Below are 19,162 nucleotides of genomic sequence, written 5' to 3' on the forward strand. Positions count from 1 at the left end.
TCGGGTCTGGACAGCGCGCCGCGCCGGGAGGAGGGTGGCCGGATGCGACGACTCGGACTCTCCCTCATCCCCGCCCTGGTGCTCGCCCTCACCCTGCCGACGGCAGCCGGCGCCCGCACCGACAAGCCGAAGGGTCCGGACCCCTTCGAGGACTGGACCGAGACGGTCCTCGACGCCGACCAGAACTTCCGCGGCCTCGAGGCGGTGAGCGCCACCGAGGCGTGGGTCACCGGCGAGAGCCTCACCGACGACGGCCCGGCCCGCGTCTTCCGCACCACGGACGGCGGCGGCACGTGGACCGACGTGAGCCCGGCGGACACCGAGGGCCTGTCGTTCCGCGACGTCGAGGTGCACGGCAAGGCCGCGCACGTGCTGGCGATCGGTCCCGGCGAGGCGTCGCGGATCTATCGCTCGACCGACGGTGGGGCGACCTGGACCGAGGCCTTCCGCAACCCGGACAAGAAGGCGTTCTACGACTGCATGGCCTTCTACGGCAGCGGCAAGCGCGGGCTGGTGGTGAGCGACCCGGTCGGCGGCAAGCTGCGGATCCTGTCCACCGACGACCGCGGCGAGAGCTGGAAGGTGCTGCCCAGCAAGGGCATGCCGGCCACGGCCGACGAGTTCGGCTTCGCCGCCAGCGGCGACTGCCTGGTCACGGTCGGCAAGGCGGCCTTCATCATCACCGGCGGCGCGCAGTCGCGGGTCCTGCGCTCCGACGACCGCGGGTTGACGTGGAAGGCCACCGAGTCGGGGATCCCGGCGGGCGAGTCGGCCGGCGGCTTCGCCGGAGCGTTCGCCACCCCGCGCAACGGCATCGTCGTCGGCGGCGACTTCGCCGACGCGGACGACACGGCCGACACCACGGCGTACACCCGCAACGGCCGCACCTGGACCTCCGGCGGCGACCTGCGGCACATCGGCGAGGACGTCACCTACCTGCGGGGCTGGAGGTACGCCGTCGCGACCGGCGACTACGACGGCTCGGCCGGCACCAGCACGACCTCCGACGGCGGGCGCACCTGGACGCGCGTGTCGAAGAAGGGCTACCACGTCGTCGACTGCGTCGGGAAGGTCTGCTGGGCGGCCGGCAGCACGGGCCGCGTGGGCCACAGCTGAGCCATCCGTGGCGAGGGCCCGCACCGAACCACGGGTGTGAGCCGGCCCGACACCACGCCTGACGCGATGTTCGCGAGCCGCAGCGTGCCCCGGCACCTCGTCCGGGGCGCGCTCGGCCTGCCGATGATGGTCGCGGCGTTCGCGCTCGTGCCGTGGCTCGGGCCGCTCGCGCTGCTGCTCGTCGTGCCCGCGGCCGTGCTGCTCCGCGGCTGCCCGACGTGCTGGGCGCTCGGGCTCGCCCAGACCTGCGCGATCCGGGACGCGGCGGTCCGGCGGGACTGACGTCAGCCCACGGGCTGGAGCGGGTGGATCGCCACCTCTCCGCTCAGCGCGCCCTCGGCCGCGCCGAACGCCGCCGCCACGTGCGGCGTCGCCATGTGGGCGTCGAGCGCCGCCGGGTCGGTCCACCGCTCGACGGTAATGAACGTGCCCGGGGTGCTGCCTGACTCGAAGAGGTCGTAGGCCAGGCAGCCCTCCTCCTCGCGGGTCGCGGCGGCGAGCGTCAGCAACGCCTCCCGGACCTGGTCGGCCGCCTCGGGCTCGGCGGGGATGGTGGCGACGACCTGGAGCTCGCTCATGGGGTTGCCTGTCAGGAGGAGGGGTGGGGCGTGGATCCCCAGTGTGCGCCCGCGCCTGTGGAAGTGGGAATGCCTCGTGCGAGACGCGCAGTCGCCTCGCTCAGCCCCGGAAGGGGATCCGCGAGCGGACGACGGGCACGTCGCCGTAGCCGTGCTCGGCCATCAGGTCGAGGAGCGAGCCGACCGCGGCCGTGCCGTGGGGCGACGGCGACATCGCGACCGCCCGGATCGGGAGTCGACTGGCGTCGGTGCGGACGGGTGCGCCGTCGCCACCGGTCAGGCAGAGGTAGGGAGCCAGGCCGTAGGGCGTCGCCCGGTAGCGCACCAGCCCCGTCGGCAGCGCTCCGTCGTGCGGTCCGCGGTAGAGCACCGTGCTGTGCCGGGTCTCGCGCTCGTCGGTGAAGCCCTCGTGCTTGATCAGCAGCAGGGCCTGCTCCATGTCGTCGAGCAGGTCGGCCGCATCGGTCATCACCTCGGCGCGGGTCGCGCCGGTGGAGGCCAGGTCGATCGCCCGCGCCACCTCGTCGGGGAGGTCGTCGAACACGGCGTCGACGAGCGCAGCCTGGTCCTCCGCGGAGTAGCGGACGGGCGCCCATGCGCGGTGTCGTACGCCGACCTCGCCGGTGTCGGCGGACGCAGCGAGAACGGCGAGGGGCGAGTCGGGGTGGAGCCCGATGGCGTACGACTCCTGGCCGCCACGCGTGCCGCCGTAGTTGCGCCACATCGCGAGCAGGTCCCAGCCACCGGCCGCGGAGAGGACGAAGAACAGGCTCGGCGAGATCTCGTGGTCGCGTCCGCCCTGCTCGATGAGGGCGGCGGCGTCGCGGAAGAAGTCGTCGCCGTCGGCCGCCCGGCGGGTGAGCTCGGCCTGGAGCAGCTCGACGGCCAGCGCGACCTCGCCGGCGTCGTTGAGGAACTGCGCGGACGTCGCCCACAGCGTGTGGCTCGACAGGATCGCGATCAACCCGGTGGCGTTGGTGTAGTGCCACACGAGGCCGTCCGGCGGCGCGTCGACCTGCAGCGGTGGCCGAAGTCCCATGGCCCGAGACTATTCCGTGCTGGCTACGCTCGCCGGGTGACCGCACGCTCCAGCCTCCCCACCGCTCCCCTGCTCGCCGCCGGCCTCGTCGGCGGCTTCGCCCTCGCCCAGCAGACCGGCGTACGACCCCTCGGCGGAGCCGCGATGCTCGGCGCCAACGCCCTGGCCGCGAGGCAGTGGTACGCCGTCGGCGGGGCGCCGCTGGCCGCCGGCCTGACCGCGGCCTACTGGACCGCGATGGGCGTCTCGCACCCGCTCGCGAAGAAGGTCGGCACCTGGCCGTCGGTGATCGGTGTGACCGCCGCGGCCGCCGGCGCCGCGTGGGCGCTGTCCGACCGGCGTCGCTGACCCTCCCGGGTCCGCGCTCAGGCGCGGTCGTGCAGCGTGACGTGGTAGCCGTCGGGGTCGGCGAAGGTGAACGTCCGTCCGAACGGGCCGTCGATCGGCGCGGCGACGATGGTGTGCCCGTCGGCGACGAGCGCGTCGTGGATGTCCTGGACGTCGGTCGCGTGGAGCCAGATCGCGGCACCGATGCCGGGCTGGGCGACGCTGTCGAGCACGGTGCCCGGGGCGAGGTCGCGGATCGCGAACGCGATCGGCGCGGTGTCGAAGACGACCGCGTGCGGCGGACCCGCGTCGGACTTCACGAGCCCGAGGTAGCGCTCGTAGAACGCCCGCGACGCGTCGAGGTCGCGTGCCTGGAGGGAGATGAAGTCGGGGCCGGTGACCGGCATGGTGAGCTCCTGGTGGTCGATGATGGTGTCAGTTATCTGACACGCGAATCTATGTCAGGATGCTGACATGAGTCAAGACGGCATCGAGCTCGACACGTCACTCGGCTACCTGCTCAAGGAGGCCTCGAGTGCACTGCGCCAGGCGATGGAGCAGGTGCTGCGACCGCTCGGGATGACCGTGACGCACTACTCGTGCCTCGAGCTGCTGTCGCAGCGACCGGGCGTCTCGGCCTCGGACCTGGCCCGTGGCACCTTCGTCACGCGGCAGTCGATGCACACGCTCCTGCAGCAGCTCGAGCGCGACGGCGACGTCACCCGGGCGGAGTCGGCGCCGGTCGGCAAGGCGCTGCCGACCCGGCTCACCTCCCAGGGCCGGGCCCGCCTGGCCGAGGCCTCGGCGGCCGTGCGGTCGGTGGAGGTGCGGATGCTCGGCGGGCTCTCCGCCGCCGACCAGGCTGCCGCGCTCAGGATGCTGCGGAGCATGGTCGACGCGCTGCGAGCGTGAGCTCAGTCCTCGGGGAGCTCGGCGAAGGCCTTCTTCATGTCGTTGTACCACCCGAGCGACTTCTTCGGGTGGCGCCAGCGTCCCTTCATCTCCTTGCGCGCCGGCAGGTGCGCCTCGTCGCCGTCCTTCTCGGCCTCCTTGAGGTGCTGGTCCTGGGCGTTGATCACGTCGTCGTGGGTCTCGCCTCGGTGGGCGAGGTCGCACGGGCCGCCGAGCTGGCGGCAGGTCATGGTCTTCACGGCTTCTCCTCGGGTCGGGTTCCTGATGGTCTGACGATCGGGGTGCCGGGGGTGTGACCGGCTCAGCGGACCTGGTCGCCCTCGCGGCGTACGACCCGGGCGAGCACGGCCGGCTCGGCACGGAACGTGATCGCGCGGACCCGGCCGTCGGCGACCTCGAAGTCGAAGACGACCTTCGCCTCGCCCTTGAGGTACCAGGCCGAGGCCGCCCGCTCGCCGACGAACACCGAGAGCGCGGTCTGGGCGCTGCCGTTGAAGAAGGTCGCCACCTCGTCCCGTCCCTCGATCGTGGCCGGCGTGCCCATCGAGATCGCGGCCTCGTCGGCGCCGACGACGGCGTCCGGGGCGAGCAGCTGGAGGAGGCGCTCGAGGTCGCCACCGCGCGCGGCGTCCATGAAGGCGTCGACGACCTCCCAGTCGGCGAGCGCGTCGTCGGGGCGGGGCTGGGCGACCTTCGACCGGGCGCGCGAGGCGAGCTTGCGCGCTGCGGCGGGCGAGGTGTCGAGGACGGCGGCGATCGTGCCGAACTCGAAGCCGAAGCTGTCGTGCAGCACGAAGGCCACCCGCTCGCGCGGCGACAGCCGGTCGATCACCGCCTGGAGCGCGATCCCGACGGTGTCGGCGAGGGCGACGTCGTCCGCGGGGTCGGGGGAGGTCTCCACGACCTCGACCTCCTCGACCGGGACCGGCGTACGCGCCCGCAACCGGTCGAGGCACAGCCGGGTGGTGACGGTGGTCAGCCAGGCCGGCAGGCTGTCGATCTCCGTGCCGCCACCGGCCGCACGGTCGAGGCGGAGCCATGCCTGCTGGACCACGTCCTCGGCCTCGGCGTGGTCGCCGAGGACCCGGCTCGCGATGCCGACCAACCGCGGCCGCTCGGCCTCGAAGCCCTCCGCCATCACCTGGCGACGGTCCTGCTGCTCGTCCATGTCGGTCCTCCCGGTCGCATCATCCCAACCACTCGACGTCCTGGGCGGGACGGATGTGACCGGCCGTGTCGCACACTGGAAGGCATGGCAGCGTTGACGCTCGCGACCCGGTCCTCCCTGGCCACGGCGGCCTTCGTGCTGCTCGCGGGCTGCACCAGCGATCCCGACGCGGCGCCAGCGCCCGCCGGGGAGTCGACCTCGTCGACGACGACGGCCGAACCGGAGGCCGGCGAGCAGCCCAACGAGGAGCCCACGGACGAGCCGACCGCGACGGAGGCGCCCGAGCCCCCGCCGAACCCGATCTCGATCGCCGCGCTCGCCCAGGCCGACCTCACGGGCGGTGGACTGCGCCTCGGAGCCGTGCGCGAGCGGACCCCCGCCTACACGTCGTACGACGTCACCTTCGCCTCGACGACCGCCGGCGAGGGGACGGCGCCGCTGCGCATCAGCGGCGTGCTCAACGTCCCCACGGGTCGCGTGCCGCGGGGTGGCCAGGGGTGGCCCGCGGTGGTGCTCGGGCACGGCTACATCGACCCGGGCTCCTACGTGCGCGGCCAGGGCATGACCCGCGAGCGTGGCTTCCTCGCCCAGCGCGGCTACGTCGCGCTGCACGTCGACTACCGCAACCACGCCGAGTCGACCGACGACCCGCGGATCGAGTCGGCCGTCCGGCTCGGGTACGCCACCGACGTGATCGCCGCGGCGCAGGCGCGGCAGAAGTCCCAGGACGTCCGCGTCGACGCCGACCGGATCGCGCTGTTCGGCCGGTCGATGGGCGGCGGCGTGATGCTCAAGGCGCTCGCGATCGACCCGGGCCTCTTCGCCGCCGGCGTCGGGTGGGCCTCGGTCTCCAGCCTCGAGGGGCAGAACTTCGACCACTTCCAGCGACCCGACGCTCCCGTCGCCCAGCTGGAGGCGGCGTTCCGCGGGCGCCACGGCCTCCCGGGCGAGGACCCGGAGTTCTGGCGCGGGGTCTCGCCGCGACCGGACTTCGCGGACATCACCGAGCCGGTGCTGATGGTGCACGGCCGCTTCGACGACACCTGCCCGCCGCCGTGGGCCACCGCCACGCAGCGCGCGCTCACCCGGGCCGGCGTCGACGCGACGCTCGAGTGGTACGACGACGGGCACGCCTTCGGCCCGGCCTTCGTAGCCGCGATGGACCGCACCGTGCGCTTCCTCGACAACCGCATGCCCGCCTGAGGGATCCGGGTGCTCGCGCCGCGCGTCCCACCCACATGTCCCACCGCGCCGTCCTCGCCCTCGCCAGCGCCGCCCTCGTGATGCTCACGGCGGGATGTGGGTCCGACGAGGGCCCGGAGCGAGCCGCGGAGCCCGCGACCCCGACGTCGTCGGCCACGACCCCGTCGTCGTCGTCCTCGACCACCACTCCCCCGAGCGAGGGGCTCCAGAAGACCCGCATCGTGGGCGAGGTGGTCGAGGACGGGGACTGCGTGGTCGTGCGCGACGACAACGCGACCACGTGGACGATCGCCGGCGACGGGGCCGCCGACCTCGTTGTCGGTGACCGGGTGGCGGTGACCGGTGCCCCGGACCTGGCCGCCACGGGGTGCGGTGGGCCGCTCGTCCGCGCGACCAGCATCCGCGCCCTGCCCTGACCCGACCTGACCCGACCGGTCCGGCCTGGTCTGCGCCCGGGCCGCCACGCACGAGGGTGGGGCCGGGGCCGAAGCCCCGACCCCGCCCGTGGTGGTCGTTCAGCGGTGGTGCGTCACTGCACCCGGATCCGCATGCTGGTGCCGCTCTGCGAGAGCACCCGGATCCTCACCCCGGCTCCCGCGACCTTGACCCCGACCCGGGGCAGGCCCGCGTCGACGAAGGGCTGGAAGTACCGGTTCGGGTCGCTGTCGTCGAACAGCGGGTTCGCCGCGCGCCCACGGATGTAGCTCCGCTGACCGCCTGAGGTCAGGTAGAACGAGTCCGCGGTCTGCAGGCCGAACGGGGCGTCGTAGTTCTGGATCCGACCACGCCACGCCGTGCCCTGCAGGTTGTAGTGCACGAACGGGTTGCCGTCGACCGGCAGCACCAGACCGCCACCGGGGTGCTGGCTGGTGTTGTTGTCGGAGTACGACGAGTCCCAGTAGTTGACCAGCAGGCCGTCCTGGTAGGGGAACTTCTCCACGAAGTCGGGCCGGTCCGGGAAGCTGAAGTTGTACGGACCGGTCTGGAGGTACTTGTCGTAGGAGGTGTAGGTGCGGTTGCTGGCCAGGTAGAACTGGTCGTAGGCCGTGTCGTAGCTGGCCCCCACCGAGCGGAACCCGTCGAGGGTCCAGCCGTTCGGCGAGGTCTCCGCACCGTCGGCGAGGACGGTGGTCGCCCCGTTGGTCACCTTGATGTCGTCCACCAGCAGGCCCGACCACCCGAGGTCGGGGTCCTGGCCCTGCACGGCACCGTCGGTGACGTAGCGGGCCCGGAAGCCGATCGTCTGCCCGGCGTAGGCCGACAGGTCGTAGGTCGCGGTGACGTAGTCACTGACGCCGTCGATGCCCGTGTCCGCGATGGGATCGTTGTCGGGGTTGGTGTCCCCGTCTGTGTCGGGGTCGATCGCGGAGGTGTCCAGCGGAGTCCAGGTGCCGCTGCCGACCGGCGACTGCACCTCGAGGTAGCCGTAGTCGTAGTCCTCCTCGATATTCCACGCGGCCTTCAGCGACAGCGTGGTGGTCCCGGCCGGGACGGCCAGGTCGGTGCGCGCCATCGTGGCCTCGTAGCCGTCGCCGGCGCCGCTGTACCACTGCTTGGTGCCCTCGGGCGGCGTCGGCAACGTGGTCGCGACCTGCTTGTCGGGCAGCACGACCGCCACGCCCTGGGCCTTGCTGGAGTTGTACTCGTGGGGGCCGAGGTCGATGGTGCGGTCCTGGCCGGCCACGACGGTCTCGTAGTCGAGCCAGCCGAGCTGCAGCTTGTCCCACACGCCGAGGTCGGCGGCACGGGTGCCGATGCCCTGGTCGCCGGCTGCGGACACCCGGCTCTGCGCCATCAGCGTCCACCAGCTGACCGGGTTGTCACCCGAGGCAGCGGTGTCGTAGTGGTCGGGCAGGCCGAGGTCGTGGCCGTACTCGTGGGCGACCACGGAGATGCCGCCGTTCTCGGGCTGCACCGTGTAGTCGGCCACCCACACACCGGTGGTGCCGATCTGCGTGCCACCGTCCGGGTTGGCGACGCCGCCCGGCGTCGGGCCCTGGCCGGTGCCCTGGAAGGCCTTCCAGCGGTGGCTCCAGATGGCGTCCTCGCCGTAGATCGGGTCGCCGTCGGCCTGGTCGCCACCGGAGTGGATGACCTGGAAGCGGTCGATGTAGCCGTCGGGCTCGTCGAAGTTGCCGTCGCCGTCGAAGTCGTTGCGGTCGACCTTGTCGAACTTCGAGACGATCTTCTTGATCTGGGCGTCGGTCTTGCCGGCCGCCTTCTGGTCGGCCACCCACTGGGTCATGCCGTCCGAGATGAGGTTCCAGGTGTTGTTGCAGACGTTGCCCGCGCACGGGTAGCCGTTGCTGCGGCCGTAGCGCGCCTCGTTGTAGGGCACGGTGACGACGTCGGTCACCATGCCGTCGACGCTGTAGCGGCCCGAGGACTGGCGCTCGTAGTAGCTCTTGAGCGAGTCGGCGAGCTCACCGTCGCCGAAGTAGAGGTCCTTGTAGTACTTCTTGTTGAAGTTCTTGCGCCACTGCGTCGAGTTGTCGTTCGGTCCCGGCTTCGGGATCTCGTTGAAGCCCGGGCCGTCGAAGGTCACCGGTCCCGGCGTCAGCGGGTCGGTGTCGCGGTCGGGGTAGTTGGGGTCGCGCTGCGTGCCGAAGTCGACCAGCAGCACGAAGACCTCGTCGGTGCGCTCGTTGCCGAGCTCGACGTACTGGTCCTGGGTGCCGGTCGTCCTGCCCTTGCGAGCACTGGCCTTGCCGCGGGCGGCCGGCTCCTTGCCGACCTTCAGCACGCTGGTGCCGTTGATCGTCTCCGGCGATGCCTCGCCGCTCAGCACGTCGGCCCACGCCTGCTGGCGCAGGGCCGCCTGCTTCTCGGCCTCCGGGTTGGGCAGCACGTGGTCGGAGTTCGCCGCATGCGCCTCCCCGACGCTGCGGTGAGGTGCCGCTGGCGCGGCATAGGTCGGGGCCAGGGTCAATGCCCCGGCACCGGTGATCAGGGCGAGGGAAAGCCCAAGGGTCGTGGATCTCACGAGTTCTTCCTTTCCGAGAGACAGGAAGGCGGGCTGGATCAGCCACGACGACTCCCTGCCTCTCGGACAGTAGGCCCGGGCCCGCGCGTTGACCAGACCCCCGGCTGGGGAAATAGACCGAAGGACCACCCCGGGACTACGGAGTGGCCTCGAGCTGCTGCGGGGGCGCGACGGCGTACGACGAGGAGAGCCGGCGGTAGGGACGGGAGGCCAGCGCGAGGAGGACCGTCACGAACATGATCGCGCCGGCGGCGAGGAAGACGAGCGCGATGCCACGCGCCTCTCCGCCGCCGAGGAGCCAGTGCCAGGTGTCGCGACCCTCGGCCGACCTCATGTAGGGGATCAGCCAGAACTCGGCCAGGGGGCCGATCATGAACGCCGAGACCGGGCTCGCGGCGAGCTCGACGCTCTGCGCGAAGCCGAAGACGCGACCCTGCGTGCGGTAGGGCACGACCCGCTGGAGGATCGTCTGCTCCGACGACTCGGCCACCGGCATGAGGGCCATGAACACGAAGATGCCGAGGACGTAGAGCCAGGCGAGCTCGCGGATGGTGAAGGTCATCCCGAGGACCGCGACGGCGAGGTTGACCAGCAACAGGGTGCGGACAGGGTTCTTCCCGAGCCCGAACCTGGCGACGAGGCCGCCGCCGAGCACGAAGCCGAGGCCCGTGACGCCCAGGACGATGCCCCAGGCCTCGACGCTGAACAGCTCGAGGCCGTAGGGGTCCATGAGCGCGACGTAGACACCGCTGACCAGGTTGTTGAACGTGGTGAACAGGATCAGCGCGACCAGGCCGGGCACGGCCGTGATGGCGCTGATGGCGCCGCGGAAGTCGAACCTCGCCCCGCCCTCCTCGGGGTCGGGCGCGAGCTCGGGGATCGTGATCGGCACCAGGTGCAGGAGCGAGACGCCGGTCAGCACGATCGAGACGGCGAGGGTCCAGCCCATGCCGATCAGGCCGACGCTGAGCCCGCTGAAGACGCTGGTGACCATGAACGAGATGCCCTGCACGGTGCCGACGAGCCCGTTGGCCTTGTCGCGGCCGTCCTCCGGGACGAGGAGCGTGACCGTGGTGGAGAGGGCGATGTTGCGCAGGCTCTCCACGACCCCGCCGGCCAGGATCACCGCGCTGAACAGCCAGAACCACGGGTTGCCCCAGTCGGCGAGCCGGTCCTCACCGAGCAGCACCCACAGTCCGCCGGCCGACGCGTAGGTCACCAGGGTGACGGTCGAGGAGATGACCATGACCTGCTTCTTGCGGTGCCGGTCGACCAGCGTGCCGAAGAAGGTGCCGAAGACGGCGGTGAAGAGCATGTAGCCGCCGCCGATGATCGCGGTGGCCATGACCGAGCGGGTCTCGAGGTAGGCCCAGAACGTCAGGGCGAACCAGAGGTAGCTCGACGTCACGTTGGCCACGAGCGTGTTGCCCAGCACCTGCCGGAACGCGCGCAGCGTCTCCGGCCCGCGGGTCACCCCGGGCGGGAGGTGCGCCTCCGCCTGCGGGGCGGCGGGATCGGCGGGGATGTCGTCGGCCACGCCCCGACACTAGGCGCCGGGACCGACATCGCGCCTCCTACTTCCTGCCCGCCCCCGCCGGGGTCCAGCCGTCCCACATCGCCGCCACGTGCCGTACGTCGGTCCCGCAGCAGCCGCCGACGATGCGGACCGACGGCAGCTCGTCGGCGAGCGCCCGGGTCCGCGCGGCCAGGTCGTCGAGGTCGCCCTCGTCGAGCACCTCGGCCTCGTCGAGCTCGGCGTGCGACTGGCGCGAGGAGTTCACCCGGAGCCCGGCGATCCGCGCGGCCCACGGCGCCGACGGGTCGATCCCGGGCCGCACGTGGTCGGGGTGCGCGCAGTTGACCAGCAGGTGCGCGGCGCCCGCGCCCGTCGCGGCGTCGAGCTGCTCGACCGCCTCGCCCAGCGGCGTGCCGTCCGGGAGCCGGCCGTCGGTCTCGACGGTGAACGAGACGCCCAGCGGCAGGCCGACGTCCTGGGCCGCGCGGACCACGCCGACGGCCTCGGCGACCGTGGCCAGGGTGAGCACGGTCGCCAGGTCGGCGCCCGCCTCGGCGAACGCCGCCACCTGCGCCAGGTGGTAGTCGGCGTAGCGGTCGGCGTCGAGGTCGCCGGCCCGGTAGCCGTCGCCGCGCGGCCCGATGGTCCCGCCGACCAGTGCCACCCCGCCGTGCTCGCGGGTGTGCTCCTCGGCGAGCGCCGCCAGGAACGAGACCGCGTCGTGGTTCACCCGGCGCAGTGCGTGGTCGTCGTACCCCAGCCGGGCGCCCCAGTCGGCGTTCGCCCGCCACGTCGGCGTCTCGAGCAGCAGCCCCGCGCCGGCGTCCGAGGCGACCTGGGCGAAACCGCGGAAGTAGTCGGTGAGGACCTCACGGCCCTCCTGGTCGTCGATGAGCGGGAACGCAGCGAAGTCCGGCAGGTCGATCCCGTGGTGGAAGACCAGGTCGGTCTCGAGCCCACCGTCGGTGACCCAGCCTGCGGGGTGGTCGGGCAGCCGCCATGTCGTCATCGGACCTCCCGGGGTGGGGCGACATCCCTGTCTAGCACCGCGCCGCTCCCCAGGACCCGGTCGACTAGACCGCCCTACCCGGCCGGGAACTCCTCCGCGACGGCCGTCAGCCTGTCGACGTACGACGACCACTCGAGATCGGGCAGGTTGCTCGAGCCGACGAGGAAGCCGGCGGCGCCGTCGATGCCCTCGCGCAGGATGTCGGCGTGGCCGACGTGCCGGGCCACGTCGCTGATGACGTGCACGACGACCCGGTGCAGGGAGACGTCGCAGTGGTCCTCGGGCCACCACGGCACCCGGCCGCGGGCGTCGAGCGGGAGGCTGGCGACCGTCTCGTCGCAGAAGGCCCAGACCCGGCGGTAGAAGTCGACGACCTCGCTCGCCGCGATGTCGGCCGGGACCCACCAGTCGGCCTGGGGGTCCACGTCGGCGACCTCGTCGGTGACGTACAACGGGTGGTCGGTCTCGGGCCACGCGCGGCCGAACGTGGGCCCGAAGTAGCCGATCTCGACGTTGGCGCAGTGGCGCACGATGCCGAGCAGGTTCGTGCCGGTCGGCGTGCGCGGCAGGCGCAGGTCCCGCTCGCCCAGTCCCTCGAGCTTCCAGAGCAGCGACTCCCGCGCCCCCTGGAGGTACTCCAGCAGTGCCGTCGCAGGGTCGAGCAGGTGGTCGTCCATCCGGCGATCATGCCCGCGGTGCCCTCCTGGAGTCACCGGATATCCGGTGACCGCCCCGCTTCGCCCCCCAGATCTCGGCCGACAACCGGGAGACTCGGGTGCGAAGTACGGTTTCCGGCGTGACCTCCCGCGTGCACTCGATCCACGTCGCGCCGGGCCGCCGGCTGCCCACGAAGTCGGTCGCGAGCGTCGAGGCCGAGGCGGGCGCCGGCCTGGTCGGCGACCGCTACCACGGCAGCAGGCACCGGCACGTCACCGTGCAGGTCCTCGATGACCTCGACGCCGCCGCCGAGGCGCTCGGGCGACCCGTCGACCCCGGCCTCACCCGACGCAACATCACCCTCGACCACGGCCCGCTGCCCACGCGTCCCGGCGAGCGGATGACGATCGCCGGCGTCGAGCTCGAGGTGGTCCGCATCGCCGCACCCTGCCGGCTCCTCGACGACGACCTCGGGCCCGGCGCGATGCAGGCCCTCAAGTCGCCCCGCGGCGGCACGGTCTTCCGGCTGCTCTCCTCCGGCACGATCCGCGTCGGCGACGAGGCCTCGGTCGGCCCCACCCCCACCCCCGCACCCACCCCCGACACCTGACCCGGTATCTAGGGACGATCCGGTAGGTGGAACGGGGTCCGCGCCCACGAGATCGTCCCTGGATACACGAGTCAGAGGGGCCCGTAGACCTCGGCCACCGACGCCCGGAGCCCCAGCCGGTCGAGCACGGCCAGCAGCGTCCGCTCCTCGAAGCCGAAGTGCGACTCCATGATCGCGGCCAGTCCCTCGAGGTGCCCGGCGACCACCGACGGCGCCGCGGAGCGCGCGACCGCGGCCGAGAGCCCGTCGAGCAGCGTGCCGATCATCGCGTGGTCCTGCTCGAGCTTGCGCAGCTGCGGCGACAGGTCCGGGTGCTCGGCCTCGACGGCCGGGAAGAGGAGCGCGTCCTCCCCGCGGTGGTGCCCGTCGAGCGCGGAGCAGAAGCCGTGGCAGAACAGCAGCAGGTCGCGGCTGGGCGTCGGGAGCGGGAGCCCGGCGGCGGCTGCCTCCTGCGAGAGCCTCAGCGCACCGCGGAGCCGGTCGTGCACCGCACGCATCTCGGCTCCCCAGGCGATCAGCCGGGTGGTCTCTGGGTCGCTCATCCGACGCCGACCCTACAAGGGCTCGTGCCGGATCCAGTCGACCTCAAGGCTCGGCTCGTGGTCGCGGGTGGTGCCGTCCTCGCGCTCGGGGAAGTCGAAGACGCCCACGAAGAGCTGGAGCGGGTACGACGGACACTCCGCCGAGGTGCGCAGGGCGCGGCCGTCGACGGTCCAGGTGCAGCCCGAGGGAGTCATCGAGACCGAGTAGTCGTGCCACTCCCGCAGGTCGAGGTCGACCGGCGTGACCGAGAAGTCCTCACCCAGGGCAGGATCGCGGAAGGCGTGCACGCCCGCCCCGACGCCGGCGGAGGACGACGTCACCGTGTCGCCGAAGACCTCGAAGACGCACACCTCGCCGCACCGGTCGGGCTCGTCCTCGAAGCCGGTCATCCAGACCGACACCATCGACCGGGCGGTCAGGTCGGCGCGGGCCCGGACCGTGACGCGGCCCCCGGAGACCAGCCACCCGCGGAAGGGCGGCTGCTCCTCGGTGACCGTCAGGCCGTCGGCGAAGGGCTGCTGGCCGAGCGTCGACCCGAGCGGGCCGGCGTACAGCCCCGAGGCGACCGTCGAGGTCCGCAGCGACGGGCGGTGCCGGTCGGGGCACCACAGGCCCTGGCCGACGGGGACGCGCAGGCGCAGGACCGAGTCGTGGACGTCGTACGACGCCCGGGTGCCCTCGCGGGACGACCAGTGGGGCAGGTAGTGCGGCACCCACCGGTCGTCCGCGAGGTCGGAGCCCTCGAAGTGCTCCGTGACCGTGCCGGTCGCGCTGTCCATGCGGACAGCGTCAGACGTCGTACCTGTCGTTGTCCATGACCTTGACCCACGCGGCGACGAAGTCGTGGACGAACTTCTCCTCGACGCCGTCCTGGGCGTAGACCTCCGCGATCGCGCGCAGCTCGGAGTTCGACGCGAAGACGAGGTCGGCCCGCGTGCCGGTCCAGGCACCGCTCTCGTAGCGGTCGTTGGAGCCCGCGGGCGACCAGACCGTGCCGAGGTCGAGCAGGTTGACGAAGAAGTCGTTGGTCAGCTGGCCGGGACGCTCGGTGAGCACGCCGTCGGTCGAGGCCGCGGTGTTCGCGCCCAGGACGCGCAGGCCGCCGACGAGGACGGTCAGCTCGGGCGCGCTCAGGTTGAGCAGGTTGGCCTTGTCGACGAGGAGGTACTCCGCCGGCAGCTTGGCGTCCGACCGCACGTAGTTGCGGAAGCCGTCGGCCTTCGGCTCGAGCCAGGCGAACGACTCGACGTCGGTCTGCTCCTGCGTCGCGTCACCACGACCCGGGGTGAACGGCACCTCGACGGTGACGCCCGCGGCGGCCGCCGCCTGCTCCACCCCGACGTTGCCCGCGAGCACGACGGTGTCGGCGAAGGTGATGTCGTGGGCCTCGGCGATGCCCTCGAGCACGGTCACCACGCCGGCGAGCTGCTGCGGGTCGTTGACCTCCCAGCTGCGCTGGGGCTCGAGACGGATGCGACCACCGTTGGCGCCACCGCGCTTGTCGGAGCCGCGGTACGACGACGCGGCCGCCCAGGCGGTCGACACGAGCTGGCTGACCGTGAGGCCGGCGTCGGCGATCTTCGCCTTGACCGCGGCGACGGTCTCGGCGGACGCGACGTGCGCGGGAGCCGGGATCGGGTCCTGCCAGAGCAGCTCCTCCGAGGGGACCTCGGGGCCGAGGTAGCGCGTGACCGGGCCCATGTCGCGGTGGGTCAACTTGAACCACGCGCGGGCGAAGGCGTCGGCGAACTGGTCGGGGTTCTCCAGGAAGCGACGCGAGATCGCCTCGTAGGCCGGGTCCATCCGCAGCGCGAGGTCGGTCGTGAGCATGGTGGGCCGGCGCTTGGCGCCGCCCTCGTCGGGCGCCGGGATGATCGCCTCGGAGTCCTTGGCGACCCACTGGTTGGCGCCGGCGGGGCTCTGCTCGAGCTCCCACTCGTGCTCGAAGAGGATCTCGAAGAAGCGGTTGGTCCACTGCGTCGGCTTGTCGGTCCAGGTGACCTCGAGGCCCGACGTGATGGCGTCCTTGCCGACACCGGAGCCGTACTTCGACAGCCAGCCGAGGCCACCGGCCTCGATCGGGCCGGCCTCCGGCTCCGGGCCGACGTACTCCTCGGGGTCGGCGGCACCGTGGGTCTTGCCGAAGGTGTGGCCGCCGGCGATGAGGGCGACGGTCTCCTCGTCGTTCATCGCCATCCGGCTGAACGTGTCGCGGATGTCGAAGGCGGCCGCGAGCGGGTCGGGCTTGCCCTCGGGGCCCTCCGGGTTGACGTAGATGAGGCCCATCTGGACCGCGGCGAGCGGGTTGGCGAGCTCGCGGTCGCCGGAGTAGCGCTCCGCACCGCCCTTGTCGCCGCCGAGCCACTCGGTCTCGGGACCCCAGTAGACGTCGTCGTCCGGCTCCCACGCGTCGACGCGACCGCCGGCGAAGCCGAAGGTCTCGAAGCCCATCGACTCCAGCGCAACGTTGCCGGTCAGGATCATCAGGTCGGCCCACGAGAGGGCGTTGCCGTAGTTCTTCTTCACCGGCCACAGCAGGCGGCGGGCCTTGTCGAGGTTGCCGTTGTCGGGCCAGGAGTTGAGGGGCGCGAAGCGCTGCTGCCCGGTGCCACCGCCGCCGCGGCCGTCCTGGACGCGGTAGGTGCCGGCGCTGTGCCAGGCCATGCGGATCATCAGCGGGCCGTAGTGGCCGAAGTCGGCGGGCCACCAGTCCTGGCTGTCGGTGAGGACGGCCTCGATGTCGGCCTTCACGGCGGGCAGGTCGAGCGTGGCGAACGCCGCGGCGTAGTCGAAGTCGCCGCCGAGCGGGTTCCGCACGGGCTGGTTCTTGGCGAGGATCCGGACGTTGAGGCGCTCGGGCCACCAGACCTGGTTGGCGTCGCCCTCGGTGGGCTGCGGCTGGTGGTGGATGACGGGGCACTGGCCCGCGGGGGCCTCCTCGTTCATCTCACCGACCTCGGCGTTGGCGTGGGTCTTGTCGGAGGTGTCGGTCGCGCGCTCGGAGTCGTTGGGAAGGTCGTCGGACATGGGGGATCCCTCTCAGTGGGTGCTGGCGGTGGACGTGGGCGAAGCGGTGGAGGAAGCGGTGGAGGCGCAGGCGGGGCACAGGCCCCAGTAGGTGACCTCGGCCTCGTCGATCACGAAGCCCCCGCTGTCGGAGGCGTCGAGGCACGGGGTGTGGCCGACGGCGCAGTCGACGTCGGCGACGGTGCCGCACGAGCGGCAGACCACGTGGTGGTGGTTGTCGCCGACGCGCAGCTCGTAGCGGGCGACCGACCCGGCGGGCTGGATCCGGCGGACGATGCCATGGTCGGACAGGACGCCGAGCACGTCGTAGACCGCCTGGTGCGAGACCGCCGGCTGCTCGGCCCGGACCGCGGCGAGGACGCTGCCGGTGTCGGCGTGCGGGTGGCGTCGTACGGCACGGAGGACCGCGAGGCGCGGGCGCGTGACCCTCAGGTCGGCGCTGCGGAGCAGCTGCTCGAACTGGCCCTCGAGCTCGGCCTCGGACGTCTGGTCGTTCATCGCCTCCACCCTGCCCCCGTTTCTTGAACGAGTCAAGTTTGATGCCCACCGGATGCCCGGCCCCCGATGTCCAGGGACGTCTCGGTAGTCAGACCGAGGTTCCACCCACGAGATCGTCCCTTAGGTATCCATCGGTCAGGGGAGGGAGGCGGCCTCGGTGAGCCAGGCCCACGCCTTCGTGCGGTCGGCGTCGGAGGCGCGGGTGGTGGGCAGGAGGTACGTCGGACGCGCGGCGCGGTCGTGCCAGAACAGGCCAGTCGCCGGAGCGGGCTCGACCGCCGTGAGCCAGACGCTGGTGTCGGCGCCCTGCGCGTCGTCGCGCAGCACCGGCCGGGTGATCCTCCGGAAGGTCGGCAGCGACTCCCGCACGCCGGGGGTGTCGGCCCAGCCGGGGTGCATGGTCGCGACCGTGAGGTCGGTCCAGCGGGCGCCCAGCAGCGGGGCCATCTCGACCTGCCAGCGCTTGGACCGCGCGTAGGCCGTCGCCGGCGCGTAGTCGCCGGTCGTGTAGCCCGGGTCGTCGGCGCGCAGCGGCTGGCCGTACATCCCGCCGCTGCTCACCAGCACCACCCGGCCACCGGCGAGGGACGGGAGCAGCGCCTCGGTCATCACGACCGGGCCGACGAGGTGCACGGCCATGCTGAGCTCGAGGCCCTGCGGCGACTCCGTCCGCGACGGCGGCATCACGCCGGCGTTGTGCACCACCGCGTGCAGCTCGGGGACCGCCGCGACGAAGTCGGCGGCGAAGCGTCGTACGTCGTCGAGGTCGGCCACGTCGCAGCGCCACAGGTGCAGCGCCACGCCGGGCTGCGCGTCCCGCAGCCGGTCGGCGACCGCGGCTCCCTTGGCCTCGTCGCGCACGAGCATGTGCACGGTCGCGCCGAGCCCAGCCACCCCGGCGACGGTCGCGATCCCGAGGCCCGAGCTCGCGCCGGTGACGAGCACGTGCCGGCCCTCGAGCGAGCGCGGCAGCGGGTCGGCCGGCCAGCCGGGCAGCGCACGCCGCACCGCCAGGCCGATCGTGGTGTAGCCGAGGACCAAGGAGCGGTCCATGGCCGCGTCGACCAGCCTGACGGGCAGCGGGCGGCTCACGTCGGGACGCCGATCAGCTCGCGTCGAGCCGCGACAGCTCGTCGGCGGTGAGCTCGATCGACGCGGCGGCCGCCGAGTCGGTGATCGACGACGGCCGCTTGGCGCCCGGGATCGGGATGACGACCGGCGACTGGGCGAGCTCCCAGGCCAGGGCGACCTGCTGCGCGCTGACCCCCCGGGCGTCGGCGATCTCGGCGAAGGCCGGGTGCTTCTCGGCGAGCTCCTTGGCGTCGGACAGGCCACCGAGCGGGCTCCACGGGAGGAAGGCCAGGCCGAGCTCCTCGCACACCTCGATCTCGGGCTGGGAGGAGCGGAACTTCGGGCTGTACTGGTTCTGCACGCTGACCAGCCGATCGCCCAGCACGGCGTGCGCGGCGCGGATCTGCTCCGGGTCGGCGTTGGAGAGGCCGACGTGGGCGACCTTGCCGCTGTCGGCGATCTCCTTGATCGTGCCGATCACCTCGTCGTAGGGCACCTTCGGGTCGGGTCGGTGGTGCTGCCACAGCGAGAGCTGGTCGACGCCGATGCGCGCCAGGCTGGCGTCGACGGCGGCGTGCAGGTGCGCGGCGGAGGAGTCCACGTCCCAGCTGCCGCCCTCACCGCGGACGTGGCCACCCTTGGTGGCGAGGAAGACACGGTCGCGGACGCCGAGCTCGTCGAGGATCGAGACGATGAGTCGCTCGTTCGCGCCCTGCGCGTCAGGGCCCAGCTCGTCGCCGGGCCCGTAGGCGTCGGCGGTGTCGAAGAGGGTGACGCCCGCGTCGAGGGCGGCGGAGACGGTGTCGACGAGCTGCTGGCGCGGCTGCGTGCCGGTCTGGTCGAAGGTCATGAGGCCGAGCCCGATGGCGCCGACCTGCTGGGTTCCGAGGGTACGAGTCTGCATT

At 72.4% G+C, this 19,162-nt stretch carries 22 protein-coding genes; 7 read left to right on the forward strand and 15 right to left on the reverse strand.

The features are described from left to right. Positions 1-42: 42 nt before the first annotated feature. Both EUA93_RS06280 and EUA93_RS06285 read left to right on the forward strand, forming a co-directional pair. Entirely contained in the window at positions 43-1,116 is a 1,074-nt protein-coding gene (locus tag EUA93_RS06280) for a beta propeller repeat protein (protein WP_129401108.1), read from the forward strand. A 66-nt stretch (positions 1,117-1,182) separates the two neighbouring features. Beyond that, a complete protein-coding gene (locus EUA93_RS06285) occupies positions 1,183-1,398 on the forward strand; it encodes a hypothetical protein (protein ID WP_129401109.1) in 216 nt (71 codons plus the stop codon). Positions 1,399-1,400: 2 nt separating this feature from the next. Here the strand turns inward: EUA93_RS06285 and EUA93_RS06290 are convergent, their stop codons facing one another. Both EUA93_RS06290 and EUA93_RS06295 read right to left on the reverse strand, forming a co-directional pair. Then, positions 1,401-1,694, reverse strand: coding sequence for a putative quinol monooxygenase (locus tag EUA93_RS06290; protein ID WP_129399351.1), 294 nt, complete (start codon positions 1,692-1,694; stop codon positions 1,401-1,403). 100 nt (positions 1,695-1,794) lie between these two features. Continuing rightward, on the reverse strand, positions 1,795-2,733 hold the full coding sequence (locus EUA93_RS06295; protein WP_129399352.1) for a hypothetical protein: 939 nt from the start codon (positions 2,731-2,733) through the stop codon (positions 1,795-1,797). 36 nt (positions 2,734-2,769) lie between these two features. On the opposite strand from EUA93_RS06295, the gene EUA93_RS06300 reads away from it, so the two are divergent. Continuing rightward, positions 2,770-3,081, forward strand: a complete 312-nt coding sequence (locus EUA93_RS06300) for a hypothetical protein (RefSeq protein WP_129399353.1) — start codon at positions 2,770-2,772, stop codon at positions 3,079-3,081. 17 nt (positions 3,082-3,098) lie between these two features. On the opposite strand, the gene EUA93_RS06305 is transcribed toward EUA93_RS06300, so the two are convergent. After that, positions 3,099-3,467 carry a VOC family protein gene (locus EUA93_RS06305; RefSeq protein WP_129399354.1) on the reverse strand — a complete coding sequence of 123 codons (369 nt, stop codon included), beginning with the start codon at positions 3,465-3,467 and terminating at the stop codon, positions 3,099-3,101. A gap of 67 nt (positions 3,468-3,534) precedes the next feature. Here EUA93_RS06305 and EUA93_RS06310 point away from each other — a divergent pair, with 67 nt between their 5' ends. Further along, positions 3,535-3,972, forward strand: coding sequence for a MarR family winged helix-turn-helix transcriptional regulator (locus tag EUA93_RS06310; RefSeq protein ID WP_129399355.1), 438 nt, complete (start codon positions 3,535-3,537; stop codon positions 3,970-3,972). Positions 3,973-3,974: 2 nt separating this feature from the next. On the opposite strand, the gene EUA93_RS06315 is transcribed toward EUA93_RS06310, so the two are convergent. Both EUA93_RS06315 and EUA93_RS06320 read right to left on the reverse strand, forming a co-directional pair. Continuing rightward, a complete protein-coding gene (locus EUA93_RS06315) occupies positions 3,975-4,202 on the reverse strand; it encodes a hypothetical protein (protein WP_242497419.1) in 228 nt (75 codons plus the stop codon). A 71-nt stretch (positions 4,203-4,273) separates the two neighbouring features. After that, a complete protein-coding gene (locus EUA93_RS06320; protein ID WP_129399357.1) occupies positions 4,274-5,140 on the reverse strand; it encodes a sigma-70 family RNA polymerase sigma factor in 867 nt (288 codons plus the stop codon). An 84-nt stretch (positions 5,141-5,224) separates the two neighbouring features. On the opposite strand from EUA93_RS06320, the gene EUA93_RS06325 reads away from it, so the two are divergent. Together EUA93_RS06325 and EUA93_RS21515 are read left to right on the forward strand one after the other, a co-directional pair. After that, positions 5,225-6,343 carry a prolyl oligopeptidase family serine peptidase gene (locus EUA93_RS06325; protein ID WP_129399358.1) on the forward strand — a complete coding sequence of 373 codons (1,119 nt, stop codon included), beginning with the start codon at positions 5,225-5,227 and terminating at the stop codon, positions 6,341-6,343. A 35-nt stretch (positions 6,344-6,378) separates the two neighbouring features. After that, on the forward strand, positions 6,379-6,759 hold the full coding sequence (locus EUA93_RS21515) for a DUF5818 domain-containing protein (protein ID WP_165355081.1): 381 nt from the start codon (positions 6,379-6,381) through the stop codon (positions 6,757-6,759). A gap of 113 nt (positions 6,760-6,872) precedes the next feature. Here EUA93_RS21515 and EUA93_RS06335 read toward each other — a convergent pair whose 3' ends face one another. From EUA93_RS06335 to EUA93_RS06350, 4 genes are all read right to left on the reverse strand, one after another. Further along, positions 6,873-9,326: an immune inhibitor A domain-containing protein gene (locus EUA93_RS06335; RefSeq protein WP_129399359.1), complete on the reverse strand. Its 2,454-nt coding sequence runs from the start codon at positions 9,324-9,326 to the stop codon at positions 6,873-6,875. A 136-nt stretch (positions 9,327-9,462) separates the two neighbouring features. Continuing rightward, entirely contained in the window at positions 9,463-10,863 is a 1,401-nt protein-coding gene (locus EUA93_RS06340; RefSeq protein WP_242497255.1) for an MFS transporter, read from the reverse strand. Between the two features lie 37 nt (positions 10,864-10,900). Next, a complete protein-coding gene (locus EUA93_RS06345) occupies positions 10,901-11,851 on the reverse strand; it encodes a homocysteine S-methyltransferase family protein (RefSeq protein WP_129399360.1) in 951 nt (316 codons plus the stop codon). A 74-nt stretch (positions 11,852-11,925) separates the two neighbouring features. Further along, on the reverse strand, positions 11,926-12,528 hold the full coding sequence (locus EUA93_RS06350; RefSeq protein ID WP_129399361.1) for a DinB family protein: 603 nt from the start codon (positions 12,526-12,528) through the stop codon (positions 11,926-11,928). Positions 12,529-12,647: 119 nt separating this feature from the next. Here EUA93_RS06350 and EUA93_RS06355 point away from each other — a divergent pair, with 119 nt between their 5' ends. After that, positions 12,648-13,118, forward strand: a complete 471-nt coding sequence (locus tag EUA93_RS06355) for an MOSC domain-containing protein (RefSeq protein ID WP_207208616.1) — start codon at positions 12,648-12,650, stop codon at positions 13,116-13,118. Between the two features lie 71 nt (positions 13,119-13,189). Here the strand turns inward: EUA93_RS06355 and EUA93_RS06360 are convergent, their stop codons facing one another. The 6 genes from EUA93_RS06360 to EUA93_RS06385 all read right to left on the reverse strand — a co-directional run bounded on the left by EUA93_RS06360 (position 13,190) and on the right by EUA93_RS06385 (position 19,161). Further along, a complete protein-coding gene (locus tag EUA93_RS06360) occupies positions 13,190-13,660 on the reverse strand; it encodes a hemerythrin domain-containing protein (RefSeq protein WP_129399363.1) in 471 nt (156 codons plus the stop codon). Between the two features lie 12 nt (positions 13,661-13,672). Beyond that, entirely contained in the window at positions 13,673-14,440 is a 768-nt protein-coding gene (locus tag EUA93_RS06365) for a glycoside hydrolase family 16 protein (RefSeq protein WP_129399364.1), read from the reverse strand. A 10-nt stretch (positions 14,441-14,450) separates the two neighbouring features. After that, complete coding sequence (katG, locus tag EUA93_RS06370; RefSeq protein WP_476703581.1) at positions 14,451-16,688, reverse strand: catalase/peroxidase HPI; 2,238 nt, start codon at positions 16,686-16,688, stop codon at positions 14,451-14,453. 12 nt (positions 16,689-16,700) lie between these two features. Continuing rightward, positions 16,701-17,186, reverse strand: coding sequence for a Fur family transcriptional regulator (locus tag EUA93_RS06375; RefSeq protein ID WP_129399365.1), 486 nt, complete (start codon positions 17,184-17,186; stop codon positions 16,701-16,703). A gap of 135 nt (positions 17,187-17,321) precedes the next feature. Continuing rightward, the gene (locus tag EUA93_RS06380) at positions 17,322-18,278 is read right to left on the reverse strand and encodes an SDR family NAD(P)-dependent oxidoreductase (protein WP_242497256.1); all 957 of its coding nucleotides are present in this window, start codon (positions 18,276-18,278) and stop codon (positions 17,322-17,324) included. 13 nt (positions 18,279-18,291) lie between these two features. Next, on the reverse strand, positions 18,292-19,161 hold the full coding sequence (locus EUA93_RS06385; RefSeq protein WP_129399366.1) for an aldo/keto reductase: 870 nt from the start codon (positions 19,159-19,161) through the stop codon (positions 18,292-18,294). Between the last annotated feature and the right edge of the window lies 1 nt (position 19,162).

This window comes from Nocardioides oleivorans, assembly GCF_004137255.1.
Classification (GTDB): domain Bacteria; phylum Actinomycetota; class Actinomycetes; order Propionibacteriales; family Nocardioidaceae; genus Nocardioides; species Nocardioides oleivorans.